The sequence below is a fragment of the Novosphingobium rhizosphaerae genome (assembly GCF_050920675.1).
GTDB lineage: Bacteria > Pseudomonadota > Alphaproteobacteria > Sphingomonadales > Sphingomonadaceae > Novosphingobium > Novosphingobium rhizosphaerae.
In genome coordinates, this window is record NZ_CP137861.1 from 2,448,704 (window position 1) to 2,461,635 (window position 12,932).

Genomic DNA, 12,932 nt, shown 5'->3' on the forward strand with positions numbered 1-12,932 from the left:
GGTGGTTCGGGCGAGATCGGGATGAACGTCAACCTCTATGGGTGTGACGGCAAATGGCTGATGGTCGACCTGGGCATGACCTTTGCCGATCCCTGGTATCCGGGCGTGGAACTGGTGTTTGCCGACCTGGAATTCATCGAGGAACGCAAGAAGGACCTGCTCGGCATCGTCCTGACGCACGCGCACGAAGACCATATCGGTGCCGTGCCCTATTTTGCGCAGGAACTGGGCGTGCCGCTTTATGCCACGCCGTTCACCGCGCGGCTCGTGCATGAAAAGCTGGTCGAGGCGGGCATCGAGAACAGCGTCGAGCTGAACTTGATCGAGAACGAGGGCAGCCTCTCGCTGGGTGCGTTCGACATCCGCTATGTGCCGCTGGCGCACTCGATTGCCGAAGGCAATGCGCTGGTGATCGACACGCCCTATGGCCGCGTGTTCCACACCGGCGACTGGAAGCTGGATGACGAGCCCCGCGTGGGCACCCCGGCGACCGAGGAAGAACTTACCGCGATCGGCGACGAGGGCGTGCTGGCGCTGGTGTGCGATTCCACCAACGTGTTCAATCCCAAGCCTTCGGGCTCGGAAGGGGCGGTGCGTGCGGGCCTGCTGGAAACCATTGCGGAACTGAAGGGCCGCCGGGTGGTGGTGACGACCTTTGCCTCCAACGTGGCGCGGTTGCAGACCCTGGCCGAAGTGGCCGAGGCGACAGGGCGGCAGCTCTGCGTTGCGGGTCGTTCGCTTGATCGGATCATCAAGGTATCGCAGGCATCGGGCTATCTGCTCGATTTTCCCGATCCGATCAGCATGGACGCGGCGATGGACCTGCCGCGCGGCGAAGTGCTGATCCTGGCGACCGGCGGGCAGGGCGAAGCGCGCGCCGCGCTGGCGCGGATCGCGGGCGACCAGCACCCGATCAAGCTGGAAGCGGGCGATGCCGTGGTCTTTTCCAGCCGCCAGATCCCTGGCAACGAACTGGCCATCGGCCGCGTGCAGAACGCGCTGGTGGAAAAGGGCGTGCGCCTGGTCACCGACAAGCAATCGATGATCCACGTTTCGGGCCATCCAGGCCGGCCGGAACTCATGGCGCTGTATGAATGGCTGCGCCCGCACATCCTAGTGCCCGTGCATGGCGAGATCCGCCACATGGCCGAGCAGGCCCGCCTGGGCAAGGCCGAGGGCATTCCCAAGACGATCGTGCAGAAGAACGGGGATTTGGTGCGCCTGGCGCCCAACGGGCCGGTCAAGCTGAGCACCGAGCGCAATGGTCGCCTGGTGCTGGACGGCGATATCATCGCCCCGGCCGATGGCGAAGCCATGGCTGCGCGGCGCAAGCTGGGCAACAACGGCCTGGTCAGCGTTGCCCTGGCGGTGACCGCAGAAGGCAAGCAGGCGTCGGGCGTCGATATTGGCTGCATCGGCGTGCCCCTGGAAGAGGACATGGAGCCTTTCCTGGAAGAAGCCCGCGAGGACGTGTCCAAGGCACTCAAGGCGCTGAAGGGCGATCGCAAGCGCGATCGCGTGGCCGTTGCCGAGTGCGTGCGGCTTACGGTAAGACGCACCGCGCAGCGCTGGTGCGGCAAGAAGCCGGTGGTGCAGGTCCTGCTGCGCGAACGCTGAAACCCATGCGCCGGCGCGGCTAGGGAGAGAGACGATGCGTTGGACGTCGATGTTGGCGATCTATGCCCTGTTCTGGGTGCTTTCGGCCTTTGCCGTGCTGCCGTTCGGCCTGCGCACCCCTGATGAAGTGGGCGTGGCGCCGGCTGCTGGCCATGCCACCAGCGCGCCGGTCAATTTCCGGCCGCGCGTGGTGCTGTTGCGCGCCACGCTGGTTTCGGCAGCGCTGTTTGCGCTGTTCTATGCGAATTTCTACAAGGGCTGGGTGACGGCGGCAGACCTTGATGTGTCGCGGCTTTTGGGGATCGACTGAAGCCCCTCCATCGCGGCTTCGCGGCGGCTCGCCCTCGCCATCACCGATGGGGATGGCGCAGACCGCAGGCCCGACGGACGGGCCCCATCACCACAAGATGCCGCCGTCGGGCTGAACCACCGGCACGGGCGGCAGGCCGATGCTTTCGTTGCAATCGGATTCGATCGTTGCGCACATCGCGGTCAGCGGGGCATCGTGGATCGTGTTGGCGAAGGGGTTGACCAGATCGTCGCCGATCTGCAGCGCGGCCAGGAACATGAACCCGGCCAGCGCCGAACCCAGCGGCGTTGCCGGCCCCAGCGTCTCGACCAGACCGATCGGCAGCAGCACGCAGAACAGCCGGGTAAAGAAGGTAGGGAAGCTGCGGTATTGGGCGGGAAGCGGCGTGTTGCGCAGGCGCTCCATCGCGCCTTGGGCGTTGGCGATGTCCACCATGATCGCTTCGATCCGGTTCAACTGGACCGTGTCGATCCAGCCTTTGCGGAGCGCGGCGGCCAGGCGCATGCCATTGCCTTCGAGCAGGCCGTTGGCGGGATTGCGGCGCCCCAATTCGGGAATTTCGCCATCGCCCAGCACGCGATGCGCGCTGTCCGCCGGGCTTTCACCGCGCAACTGGTGGCGCAGCACATGCACATAGGCGATATGCCGCCGTACCACTTCGTGGCGCAGTGCCTGGCCTTCGGCATGATCGGGCAGGGCCGCGCCCACCGCGCGTGCCAAGCTGCGCGAGGCGTTGGTCATCGCGCCCCACACGATGCGGCCTTCCCACCAACGGGCATAGGCAGAGTTGACGCGGAAACCGAGCAGTAGCGCCAGGCCCGTGCCGAAAATGGTAAGCGGCAGGGCCGGCGCGGGAAACGGCGTGTAATAATAGAAGACGGTTACCGCCACGTCCCACACGAACAGTGCGATCAGCGTGTTCCACGCCGCCACGAATGTCATGCGGATACGCGGTGTCTTGCCAACGATCATGCCTGGATAAGCCCTTGGTCAGAGGCGTGCGGCCGAACTGCTGCCGTTATCCATGGTCAGCCAGGCCCGCCGCAGCGCGATGCAGCCGATAATACCGATCAACTTGGCCAGCGCCAGTTGCAGTGTCTGCCCTTCTTCGTTGAACGCCAGCCAGGCCAGCACGGCCATGGCAACCAGTGCGCAATGCACCGGCAGCGCTTCGATATCGTTCCAGCGCAGCGGTTGTTCGACATCCGCTGTGGTGTTGCGAAAGGGGAATGCAAAGGCCATCGACAGGTTCCCATGGTTGTGGATCGCGCCACCGTGGCGCGCCGCCATGCCCATCATTTTGCGTTGCGCCAGGCCCATGGGAAGGGCTGCGCAGGACAAGTGTGGCTTGCATTTCCCGAAAACATCATGCTTTTGAATGGGTTGCTCGGCAATTTCAAGAGTGGGCAACGATTTCAAACAGTTCTGCAACCTTCCTTATATTGCGACGCAACACCCGCTTCCTATCGTAGGGACATGGCTGATCGATTTTCCGAACTGCTCTCGTTCGTCCGCGTTGCCGAGGCTGGCAGCCTGTCGCAGGCGGCCGTCCGCCTGGGTTTGTCGCTGCCGGTGGTCAGCCGCCGGCTGGCGCAACTGGAAGCGCGCCTGGGCGTGGCACTCGTCCGGCGCAACAGCCGGCACCTTTCGCTGACCGAGGAAGGCCAGTTGTTCTATCGCCAGGCCGGGCAAGTCCTGGCGGATATGGAGCGCGCTGAAACCGTGGTGCGCACGCGGGCCTTCGGGCCGGCCGGTACATTGAAGGTGGCAACCACGCTGGCGTTCGGCCGCCGCCGCCTGGGTGACCTGCTGCAGCGCTTTGCCAAGGCCCATCCGGACGTGACCGTGCATCTCGACAGCGTACCCGCGCTGAGCAATCCGGTGGAAAGCGGCCACGACCTGGTGATCAGCTTTGCCACGCCGCCGCTGTCATCGCTGATCTGCCGCCGCCTGGGCAGCAACCCGCGCTTGTTGTGTGCGGCGCCGTCTTATCTGGAGCGGCGCGGGCGGCCGCGCGTGGTGGAAGACCTGGCCCGGCACGATCACGTGGTGGTGCTGGACGAAGCGGGCGCCGTGTTGCGCGAAGGGCTGCCTGAAAGCCTGGCGCTGCCAGCGGGCCTGGCCACCAACGATGCCGACGTGGCGCGGGCATGGGCGCTGGACGGGGCCGGGATAGCCCTGCATTCGCTGTGGGAAGTGGCCGAAGACCTGGAAAGCGGCGCGCTTGAAGTGGTGTTGCCCGAAGTGGAACTGCCCGCGCTGCCCGTGGTTGCCCTGTTCGAGCCGCGCCAGGGCCGCACCCCGCGCTTGCGGCGGTGCCTGCAATTCCTGGCGCACCAGGTGCCAGCCTTGGCTTGAGGGGAGGCCGCTGCCCGCTGCGGGCTGCGACCTCCCGATGGGGAGGATCTTTGCTTTACACGCCTTCCAGCGCGTAGCCGGCCGAGCGCACGGTGCGCACGGGGTCGGCGGCGCCGGGGACGGCGATCGCCTGGCGCAGGCGGCGGATGTGGACGTCCACGGTGCGCAGTTCGATGTCGCTGCCGCTGCCCCACACGGCATCGAGCAGTTGCCCGCGCGAGAAGACGCGGCCGGGATGCTCCATGAAATGCTTGAGCAGGCGAAATTCGGTGGGGCCGATCTTGATCGACTGCCCGCGCCGCGTCACGCGGTGGGCGGTAGGATCGAGGCTCATGTCCCCGACGGTAATGGTTTCGCCGGCCAGCGCCGGGCGCACGCGGCGCAGCACGGCGCCAACGCGGGCAATCAGTTCGCGGGGAGAAAACGGCTTGGTGACATAATCGTCCGCCCCGGTTTCCAGGCCGCGCACGCGATCGTCCTCGTCGCTGCGCGCGGTCAGCATGATGATCGGCACATGCGCGGTGGCCTTGTTGCGGCGCAGGCGGCGGCACACCTCTATCCCGCTGGTGCCACCGATCATCCAATCGAGCAGGACGAGATCGGGCGTATCCTCGGCCGCGAGCAGCAAGGCCTCGTCACCGTCGTCGGTGCTGCGCACGTCATAGCCTTCGCCGCGAAAGCGGTATTCGACCAGTTCGGCCAGCGCGGTATCGTCTTCGACGAGAAGCAGCTTGGGGGCAGACACGCAGAACCTCCGGTAGTGGACCTTGACCGTAACCTTGCGAAAGCACGACAAATGTTACGCGGCCATGACGAAACCGGCGGGAATGTTGTCCCCCCGGTGGATTACGCGGGCGGAATCACGTCTTCCCGTTCGGGCAGATAAGTGCCGGTGGCGGCATAGTGCACGATTTCGGCGATATTGGTGGCCTGGTCACCGATCCGCTCGATATTGCGGGCCACGAACATGAGCTGCGCCACGCTGCTGATCGTGGCGGGGTTTTCCACCATGTACGACACGAAGTTGCGGAACACGCTGTCATAGATCGCGTCCACCTTGGCATCGCGGCGCACGATCTCGGCCGCGGCCACGGCATCGCGCGCGGCATAGGCCGTCAGCACGTCGTGGACCATGTCGCTGGCCAGCTCGTTCATGATCGGCAGCAGGGTGAGCGGTTCGAAGCGCTTGCGCCCTTCGATGTGGCCCACCCGCTTGGCGATGTTCTTGGCATAATCGCCGATGCGCTCGATCACGCCGGCGATTTTCAGCGCGGCGATCACTTCGCGCAAGTCGTCGGCCATCGGCGCGCGCAGCGCGAGGACGCGGATGGCGAGGCGATCGACTTCGCCCTCCAGCTGGTCGATGCGCTTGTCGCGCGCGATCACGCTGGCGGCGAGGTCTTCGTTGCCGCCGACCAGGGCGTCCATCGCCTCGGTAATGGAAAGTTCGGCCAGGCCGCCCATTTCCGCCACCAGGCCGCGCAGGCGGGTGATGTCTTCGTCGAATGCCTTGACGGTATGTTCAGCCACGTCTCGTTCCCTTACCCGTAACGGCCGGTGATATAGTCCTTGGTGCGCTCTTGCCGCGGATTGGTGAAGATATCCGAGGTGGTGCCATATTCCACGATCTTGCCCATATGGAAGAACGCGGTGCGCTGCGAGACGCGGGCGGCCTGCTGCATGGAGTGGGTGACGATCACGATGGCATAGCGGCCGCGCAATTCGTCGATCAGTTCCTCGATACGCGCGGTGGCGATGGGATCGAGCGCGGAGCACGGCTCGTCCATCAGGATCACCTCGGGATCGACCGCGATGGCGCGGGCGATGCACAGCCGCTGCTGCTGCCCGCCCGAAAGCGCGGTGCCGCTGTCGGCCAGGCGATCCTTGACTTCTTCCCACAGGCCGGCGCGCTGGAGCGAGGTCTCGACAATGCCGTCAAGCTCGCTCTTGCTGGTCGTCAATCCGTGGATGCGCGGGCCATAGGCGATGTTTTCATAGATCGACTTGGGGAACGGGTTGGGCTTTTGGAAGACCATCCCGACGCGCGCACGCAACTGCACCACGTCCATGCCCGAGCGGTAGATGTCCTGCCCGTCGAGCAGGATTTCCCCTTCGACGCGGGCGTGGGCAATGGTGTCGTTCATCCGGTTCAGCGAACGCAGGAACGTGGACTTGCCGCAGCCCGAGGGGCCGATGAAGGCCGTCACATAGTCGTTGGGCACATCGATCGAGACGCTGTCGATCGCGCGCTTGGCGCCATAGAATACGCTGACATTGCGCGCGCTGATCTTGGCCGGGCCATCGTCGGGCAGGGCGTTGACGATGGGCGCGGTTTCGCCGGTCGGTTCGGTCGTGGCATCGGTCAGGGGAAGGGGGGCGTTCATGTTACCACCGTTTCTCGAAGCGGTTGCGCAAGTAGATGGCAAGACCGTTCATGAGCAGAAGGAAGATCAGCAGCACCACGATCGCAGCGCTGGTGCGCTGGATGAAGCCGCGGTCGATTTCGTCGGACCACAGGAAGATCTGCACCGGCAGGACCGTGGAAGGCGAAGTGAGATCGCCCGGCGGCGAGGCGACGAAGGCGCGCATGCCGATCATCAGCAGCGGCGCGGTTTCGCCCAGCGCGCGCGCCATGCCGATGATCGTGCCCGTGAGGATGCCGGGCAGGGCCAGCGGCAGCACATGGTGGAACACCACCTGCACCGGGCTGGCACCCATGGCCAGCGCAGCGTCGCGGATCGAGGGCGGCACCGCCTTGATGGCGTTGCGGCCGGAAATCACGATGACCGGCATGGTCATCAGCGCCAGCGTCATGCCCCCGATCAGCGGGGCGGAGCGATAGTGCGGGAACAGCGCCAGGAACACTGCCAGGCCAAGCAGGCCGAAGATGATCGAAGGCACGGCCGCCAGGTTGTTGATCGAGATTTCGATCAATTCGGTCCAGCGGTTGCGCGCGGCATATTCTTCCAGATAGAGCGCGGCGAGCACGCCGACCGGAAATGCCAGCACCAGCGTGACCAGCATGGTCATGATCGAGCCCTTGAGCGCGCCCCAGATGCCCACGGCCTGCGGGCTGGTGGCATCGGACCGGGCCAGGAAACCCCAATCGAATGCGCGCACCAGCTTGCCCTGGTCCACCAGATGCTGCGCTACGGGACGCAGCGATTCCTGGCCGTCGCCACGCTGGGCGGAGGCAAGGCCGTCGGAAGCGGGAAGCGAGACGGCAATGCTGGCTTCATCGAGCAGCGCCGGCTTTGCCGCCAGGCGCGTGGCCACTTCGCGCCAGGCGCCATCGGAAAGCAGCGCGGCGCCGCCCTGGCCCAGGCCCTTTTCGGCGGCTGCATCGACCAGGGCGGGCAGGCCCGCCAGTTCGAGCGCGCTGGCCGGATCGGGCTGGGCCAGCCGATCGCGATCGATCGAAAGCTGGCCGCGCAGCGGCAGGTCAAAGCGCAGTTCGCTGCGCTGGAAACCGGCCAGGCCGCTCGATGCCATCGACACCAGCAGGAATGCGAGCACCAGCGCGGAAAAGGCCACGGCGGCAAGGCCGGCCAGCTTGAACAGCCGGTCGCCAGCGTGGCGCTTGCCCAGGCGTGCCGCCATGCGCGCGCGGCGCTGCGCGGCCAGCGTATCGGAAGAAGAGGTCAGCGTGTCCATGGTCGGCTCACTCATAGGCTTCGCGATAGCGCTTCACCACGCGCAGGGCGATGAAGTTGAGCGCCAGGGTGACAAGGAACAGCACCATGCCCAGGGCAAAGGCCGAAAGCGTGGCAGGATGGTCGAAGCTGCCTTCGCCGGTAAGCATGGCGACGATCTGGAACGTCACCGTGGTCATCGACTGGAACGGATTGGCGGTGAGATTGGCCGAGGCCCCGGCGGCCATGACCACGATCATGGTTTCGCCGATCGCGCGGCTGACCGCCAGCATGATGCCCGCAACGATACCCGGCAGCGCGGCGGGCACCAGCACCTTGCGGATGGTTTCGGCGCGCGTGGCGCCCATCGCCAGGCTGCCGTCGCGCAGCGAATCCGGCACGGCGGCGATGGAATCGTCGGCCATGGAGGAGACGAAGGGAATGATCATCACGCCCATGACCAGGCCGGCGGCCACCGCGCTTTCGGTCGAGGCGCTGGAAATGCCGATCCCCTGGGCAAAATCGCGCACGGCGGGTGCCACGGTGAGCGCGGCAAAATAGCCATAGACCACGGTGGGCACGCCCGCGAGGATTTCGAGCAGCGGCTTCATCACCTTGCGCACCGTGGAGGAGGCATATTGGGTGAGGAAGATCGCGCTCATCAGGCCAAGCGGAATGGCCACAAGCATGGCGATGATCGCGCCGATATAGATCGTGCCCCAGAACAGCGGAATCGCGCCGAACTGCTTGCCATCGACCGCGCCCGTGCTCATCGGATCGGGCGCCCAGTGGGTGCCGAACAGGAAATCGATGGGCGAGACCATGCCGAAGAAGCGCACGGTTTCGAACACCAGGCTGACGATGATGCCGGCCGTGGTGAGGATCGCCACCAGCGAGGCGATCAGCAGCAGGCCCATCACCGCGCGCTCCACCCGCGTGCGCGCGGTGAAATCGGGCTTCAATCGCAGGAAGGCAAAGGCCCCGCCGGCCAGCGCCACCAGGATGGTGACGACCAGGCCGATCGATTCATAGCGGGTAAGCGCCACGCGATAAGGCGCGATCAACCCTTCGGCTTCGGGCATGAACACGCCATAGGCCTTGCCTTCGGCCACGGCGCGCGCCTGCGCCAGCATGGCTTCGCGTTCAAAGCCGAAGCCGGGCAGGGCGGCGGCGGCCGGATCGGCCAGCACGTGCGCCGTGATCAGCGCCGGGCTGACCGCGTTCCAGACCACTGCAAATACCAGCGCCGGCACTGCGATCCACAGCGCCACGTACCAGGCATGGAAACCGGGCAACGAATGCAGCCGCGCGTGCGGCGCTGCGCGGCGGAATGCCCAGGCACGCGAGCGGGCCGCCAGCCAGCCGACAAGGCCCAGCCCGAAGGCGAGCAGGAGAAGAATGGCTGGCGACATGACTGGGCTTACCCGTCCTTTCTTACTTGAGCTGCGAACCGTCGAGCGACGGCATCGTGGTCACGGCCTTGGCGCTTTCAGCCAGGATGGCATCGGGTGCAACCACCATGCCGAGCTTGGCCAGAGTGCCATCCTTGCCCCACAGCTTTGACCATTGCGTGACATAGGCCTGAAGACCCGGGATAGCCTTCAAATGCGCTTTCTTCACATAGATGTAGAGCGGGCGCGCACCGGGATAGCTGAAATCGGAAATGGTCTGGTAGGTCGGCGTGATGCCGCTCATCGTCAGGCCCTTGATGCGATCGGCGTTCTCTTCGACATAAGAGAAGCCGAAGATGCCGATCGCCTTGGGATTGGCTTCGATCTTCTGCACGATGAGGTTGTCGTTTTCGCCGGCATCCACATAGACGCCGTCTTCACGCACCTGGGTGCAGACATCGTCATGCTTCTTCTTGTCGCTGTCCTTGAGCGCCTTCATCTCGGCATTGGCATCGCAGCCCTTGGCCAGGATCAGTTCCTTGAGCGCGTCGCGCGTGCCCGAGGTGGAGGGCGGGCCATAGACCAGGATCGGATCGGCGGGCAGCGACGGGTTCACGTCGTGCCAGGTCTTGGCGGTGTTGGGCTTGCCATAGGGATTCTTGGCCAGCGCCTTGTAGATGTCTTCGGGCGTCAGGGCGAGGCTGGCGCCGCCCTTGGCTTCGGCAAAGGCCACGCCATCCAGGCCCACCTGGATTTCGGCGATGTCCTTGACGCCATTGGCCACGCATTCGTCGAATTCCGACTTCTTCATGCGACGCGAGGCATCTTCGATATCGGGGTGCTGCGGGCCGACGCCAGCGCAGAACAGCTTCATGCCCGCGCCCGTGCCGGTCGATTCGATGATCGGCGACTTGATCGACGGGTCGCTCTTGGCGAGCTGCTCGGCCACGGCCTTGGCAAAGGGATAGACGGTCGACGAGCCGACCGCGCGGACCTGGTCGCGGCTGCCGGAGTCGGCGCCGCCGCAACCGGCCAGGGCAAACGAACCCAGCGCGGCCGTCGAAAGAGCAAGAGTGCGAAACGTGACCATGGCAATACCTTCCATTCCCCGTGGCCTGCCGTTCTTGGTGGCCTGGATGTGTCCCGGTGGATGCTGCGCCAATGCGACCGGCGTGTGACAGGTTTATGACAATTCCCGAAGCGATTGTGACAAAACCGCCAAGCCCCCGGAAAAGCGCCGGTCAGCCCTGTGCCGCGGCCTCTTCGGTAGCGAGATCCACCAGCGGCAGATGGACGGTTACGGTGGTGCCTTCGCCCAGGGTGCTGGCGATATCGAGCTTGCCACGATGGCGTTCGACGATGTGCTTCACGATCGCAAGGCCAAGCCCGGTACCGCCCGCCGCGCGGCTGCGCCCCGGATCGGAACGGTAGAACCGCCGCGTGAGGTAAGGCAGGTGATCGGGGTGGATGCCTTCGCCGCGGTCGGCCACTTCGAGCACGACATCGCTGCCCTCGCGGCGCACGCGCACGCGCACCGGTGCCTGCGCATCGCCATACTTGAAGGCGTTGTCGATCAGGTTGCGGATCAACTGGTCCAGTTGCTGGCGGTCGCCGCAGACCAGGCCGCTGTCGGTTTCGGCCACGATCCGCTCGTCGCCCACGGTAAAGCCCACTTCGCTGGCGATCGTCTGGGCCATTTGCCCCAGGTCGATCTTCTCGCGCGGGAATTCGTGCTTTTCCGCCTCGATCCGTGAAAGTGACATGAGGTCTTCCACCAGCGTCTGCAGCCGCTTGGCCTCGCGCAGGACGGTGGCGTGGAACTTGGCCGAAGTGGCCGGATCGATGCGCGCATCGGGATCGGCCAGGGTTTCGACATAGCCGATGATCGAGGCGAGCGGCGTGCGCAATTCGTGGCTGGCATTGGCGACGAAATCGGTGTGGGCGCGGCTGATGTCGGCCTCGGCGGTGCGGTTGACCAGCTCGATCAGCGAAAACCGTTCGTCGATCGCCACGCGGCTGACCTGCCAGATGCTGCGTGCGCCAGTCAGCCCGCGAACCAGCGCGGTTCCCTCGGGCTTGTCGAGCAGGGTGATCGCTTCGGGATGGCGCAGCGCCACGCGCGCATCCTGGCCCACGATGTGCGGGCCCAGCGCCTCGCGCGCGGCGGCATTGGCCGATGCGATGCGCTGGCGATCGAGCATCAGCACGGGCACGCTGAACGGTTCGACCAGCGCGACCATCGCCTGGCGCGAAACGCTGCCTTCCTCGGGCCGGACCTGGACGATCTCGGGCTCGGGACTGGCAAGCCAGAGCGAGGCAAGCCACACGACCAGCACTGCAAAGGCCAGCCACAGGCTGGCGCCGGCAAAGGGCATGGCAAGCGCAGCCGCCAGCGCGATGGCCACGCTTGTCCAGGGCAGGGCCAGACCTTTCATGGGGGTACGTCACTTTCGCAGGAAAACGAAGATGGCCCACCTGTTAGGCGAGGGCAGGGGGTGGCGGCAAGCCTGCGTGGGTGCTGTCACACTTGCGGTCCACAGAAGAGGCGCGTGGGCGCAAAGGCCGGGCGGCGCGCCAGCTTTTGCTTCCGTTTCGGCGGGACCGGTTATGCCGGGCACATTGATCGCGCAAATCTGGCCGGGATAAAAGATTGTTTTGCTTTGCCGAAGTCCGCTGTCTTGGCCATTTTGGCACATGCGCTGGTTGCAGCCGATACCGCCAAAGCTGCGGGGAAAGACGTGGCCGGGCGCCGCCGGGGCGCGTAAACGGGGGGCAAGGTCGAACATTCCCTTCATGGCTCGCCCGCAAGCAGGCACGGGGCAATGGCATGCGCAAGGGCGGTGGGGTGCGCAGGACGGCCCAACGAGGATGCAGCGTTCGGCATGAACCGATCGGCGCCATGGAGTGGAAGGACGTTAGCATGAAACCCTCGGATCGCACCGGCGCCGACAAGGCCGTTCTGGCCGACCTGATCGGCATGCTCGAAGGCTCGCTGGCCGTGCTGGATCGCCAGGGCGCCTCTCTGGCGGCTGCGCACCTGTCGATGGTGCTCGACCTCATGCGCAAGGAACTGGCCGGCCCACGCGTGGTGGAAGGCATCGCCGGCATCCCCGCAACCATGCAATCCTCGCAGGTGCATTGAGCGCCAACGGGGTGCCATCGGGCAAGGCGTTGCCGCCGGGACGCGCCCGCTGATGTGCCAAAATGGAATGTGATCGGGGCTGGCGCTTTGGCGCAGGACCATGATTGCAAACGGTGCTGCGGCAACCGGCCGTCATGGTGACCCCTACGGGAATCGAACCCGTGTTTCAGCCGTGAAAGGGCCGCGTCCTGACCGCTAGACGAAGGGGCCTTTGCATGAAAAGGCGTGCCATAGGCTGCATCGCGCATTGTAGCGTTGCCGGCAATCCACACCTTGGGGAAGGCGGGAATGGTGACCCCTACGGGAATCGAACCCGTGTTTCAGCCGTGAAAGGGCCGCGTCCTGACCGCTAGACGAAGGGGCCGTCCGGCAGCGTGCAATGATGGTGACCCCTACGGGAATCGAACCCGTGTTTCAGCCGTGAAAGGGCCGCGTCCTGACCGCTAGACGAAGGGGCCGCCGGGCTTGCGCCGCTGGGCAGG

At 65.5% G+C, this 12,932-nt stretch carries 14 protein-coding genes and 3 tRNA genes; 5 read left to right on the plus strand and 12 right to left on the minus strand.

Annotation, left to right across the window (positions count from 1 at the left end; all coding sequences use genetic code 11):
* Nucleotides 1-21 precede the first annotated feature (21 nt).
* Nucleotides 22-1,617: a ribonuclease J gene (locus tag R9J51_RS11140; protein ID WP_218843599.1), complete on the plus strand. Its 1,596-nt coding sequence runs from the start codon at nucleotides 22-24 to the stop codon at nucleotides 1,615-1,617.
* Nucleotides 1,618-1,651: 34 nt separating this feature from the next.
* On the plus strand, nucleotides 1,652-1,927 hold the full coding sequence (locus tag R9J51_RS11145; RefSeq protein WP_168554536.1) for a DUF1467 family protein: 276 nt from the start codon (nucleotides 1,652-1,654) through the stop codon (nucleotides 1,925-1,927).
* A gap of 87 nt (nucleotides 1,928-2,014) precedes the next feature.
* On the opposite strand, the gene R9J51_RS11150 is transcribed toward R9J51_RS11145, so the two are convergent.
* Nucleotides 2,015-2,899 carry a bestrophin family protein gene (locus R9J51_RS11150; protein WP_168554537.1) on the minus strand — a complete coding sequence of 295 codons (885 nt, stop codon included), beginning with the start codon at nucleotides 2,897-2,899 and terminating at the stop codon, nucleotides 2,015-2,017.
* 18 nt (nucleotides 2,900-2,917) lie between these two features.
* Nucleotides 2,918-3,217 carry a hypothetical protein gene (locus R9J51_RS11155; protein WP_168554538.1) on the minus strand — a complete coding sequence of 100 codons (300 nt, stop codon included), beginning with the start codon at nucleotides 3,215-3,217 and terminating at the stop codon, nucleotides 2,918-2,920.
* A gap of 186 nt (nucleotides 3,218-3,403) precedes the next feature.
* Between R9J51_RS11155 and R9J51_RS11160 the strand changes: the two genes are divergently transcribed.
* Nucleotides 3,404-4,285, plus strand: coding sequence for a LysR family transcriptional regulator (locus R9J51_RS11160; protein ID WP_168554539.1), 882 nt, complete (start codon nucleotides 3,404-3,406; stop codon nucleotides 4,283-4,285).
* Between the two features lie 55 nt (nucleotides 4,286-4,340).
* On the opposite strand, the gene phoB is transcribed toward R9J51_RS11160, so the two are convergent.
* From phoB to R9J51_RS11195, 7 genes are all read right to left on the minus strand, one after another.
* Entirely contained in the window at nucleotides 4,341-5,030 is a 690-nt protein-coding gene (gene phoB, locus R9J51_RS11165; protein ID WP_168554540.1) for a phosphate regulon transcriptional regulator PhoB, read from the minus strand.
* A gap of 101 nt (nucleotides 5,031-5,131) precedes the next feature.
* Complete coding sequence (gene phoU, locus R9J51_RS11170; RefSeq protein ID WP_168554541.1) at nucleotides 5,132-5,815, minus strand: phosphate signaling complex protein PhoU; 684 nt, start codon at nucleotides 5,813-5,815, stop codon at nucleotides 5,132-5,134.
* Nucleotides 5,816-5,826: 11 nt separating this feature from the next.
* Nucleotides 5,827-6,669, minus strand: coding sequence for a phosphate ABC transporter ATP-binding protein PstB (gene pstB / locus R9J51_RS11175; protein WP_432787393.1), 843 nt, complete (start codon nucleotides 6,667-6,669; stop codon nucleotides 5,827-5,829).
* Between the two features lies 1 nt (nucleotide 6,670).
* Nucleotides 6,671-7,954, minus strand: a complete 1,284-nt coding sequence (gene pstA, locus R9J51_RS11180; protein WP_179504497.1) for a phosphate ABC transporter permease PstA — start codon at nucleotides 7,952-7,954, stop codon at nucleotides 6,671-6,673.
* Complete coding sequence (gene pstC, locus R9J51_RS11185; protein WP_179504498.1) at nucleotides 7,947-9,329, minus strand: phosphate ABC transporter permease subunit PstC; 1,383 nt, start codon at nucleotides 9,327-9,329, stop codon at nucleotides 7,947-7,949. The genes pstA and pstC overlap by 8 nt, the downstream gene beginning before the upstream one ends.
* A gap of 22 nt (nucleotides 9,330-9,351) precedes the next feature.
* Nucleotides 9,352-10,398, minus strand: coding sequence for a substrate-binding domain-containing protein (locus R9J51_RS11190; protein WP_168554544.1), 1,047 nt, complete (start codon nucleotides 10,396-10,398; stop codon nucleotides 9,352-9,354).
* A 151-nt stretch (nucleotides 10,399-10,549) separates the two neighbouring features.
* Nucleotides 10,550-11,743 carry a sensor histidine kinase gene (locus R9J51_RS11195; protein WP_168554545.1) on the minus strand — a complete coding sequence of 398 codons (1,194 nt, stop codon included), beginning with the start codon at nucleotides 11,741-11,743 and terminating at the stop codon, nucleotides 10,550-10,552.
* A gap of 114 nt (nucleotides 11,744-11,857) precedes the next feature.
* On the opposite strand from R9J51_RS11195, the gene R9J51_RS11200 reads away from it, so the two are divergent.
* Nucleotides 11,858-12,073 carry a hypothetical protein gene (locus tag R9J51_RS11200; RefSeq protein WP_168554546.1) on the plus strand — a complete coding sequence of 72 codons (216 nt, stop codon included), beginning with the start codon at nucleotides 11,858-11,860 and terminating at the stop codon, nucleotides 12,071-12,073.
* 155 nt (nucleotides 12,074-12,228) lie between these two features.
* Complete coding sequence (locus R9J51_RS11205) at nucleotides 12,229-12,450, plus strand: hypothetical protein (protein WP_169474068.1); 222 nt, start codon at nucleotides 12,229-12,231, stop codon at nucleotides 12,448-12,450.
* Between the two features lie 135 nt (nucleotides 12,451-12,585).
* On the opposite strand, the gene R9J51_RS11210 is transcribed toward R9J51_RS11205, so the two are convergent.
* The 3 genes from R9J51_RS11210 to R9J51_RS11220 all read right to left on the minus strand — a co-directional run bounded on the left by R9J51_RS11210 (nucleotide 12,586) and on the right by R9J51_RS11220 (nucleotide 12,908).
* A tRNA-Glu gene (locus R9J51_RS11210) sits at nucleotides 12,586-12,660 on the minus strand.
* Nucleotides 12,661-12,739: 79 nt separating this feature from the next.
* Nucleotides 12,740-12,814: transfer RNA gene (locus R9J51_RS11215), tRNA-Glu, on the minus strand.
* 19 nt (nucleotides 12,815-12,833) lie between these two features.
* Nucleotides 12,834-12,908 (minus strand) — tRNA-Glu (locus R9J51_RS11220).
* Nucleotides 12,909-12,932: the final 24 nt, after the last annotated feature.

Coding starts and splice junctions, on each gene's coding strand:
- R9J51_RS11140 (WP_218843599.1), top strand. CDS start 22: ATGAACGTCAACCTCTATGGGTGTGACGGCAAATGGCTGATGGTCGAC.
- R9J51_RS11145 (WP_168554536.1), top strand. CDS start 1,652: ATGCGTTGGACGTCGATGTTGGCGATCTATGCCCTGTTCTGGGTGCTT.
- R9J51_RS11150 (WP_168554537.1), bottom strand. CDS start 2,899: ATGATCGTTGGCAAGACACCGCGTATCCGCATGACATTCGTGGCGGCG.
- R9J51_RS11155 (WP_168554538.1), bottom strand. CDS start 3,217: ATGGCGGCGCGCCACGGTGGCGCGATCCACAACCATGGGAACCTGTCG.
- R9J51_RS11160 (WP_168554539.1), top strand. CDS start 3,404: ATGGCTGATCGATTTTCCGAACTGCTCTCGTTCGTCCGCGTTGCCGAG.
- pstB (WP_432787393.1), bottom strand. CDS start 6,669: ATGAACGCCCCCCTTCCCCTGACCGATGCCACGACCGAACCGACCGGC.
- pstA (WP_179504497.1), bottom strand. CDS start 7,954: ATGAGTGAGCCGACCATGGACACGCTGACCTCTTCTTCCGATACGCTG.
- pstC (WP_179504498.1), bottom strand. CDS start 9,329: ATGTCGCCAGCCATTCTTCTCCTGCTCGCCTTCGGGCTGGGCCTTGTC.
- R9J51_RS11190 (WP_168554544.1), bottom strand. CDS start 10,398: ATGGTCACGTTTCGCACTCTTGCTCTTTCGACGGCCGCGCTGGGTTCG.
- R9J51_RS11195 (WP_168554545.1), bottom strand. CDS start 11,743: ATGAAAGGTCTGGCCCTGCCCTGGACAAGCGTGGCCATCGCGCTGGCG.
- R9J51_RS11205 (WP_169474068.1), top strand. CDS start 12,229: ATGAAACCCTCGGATCGCACCGGCGCCGACAAGGCCGTTCTGGCCGAC.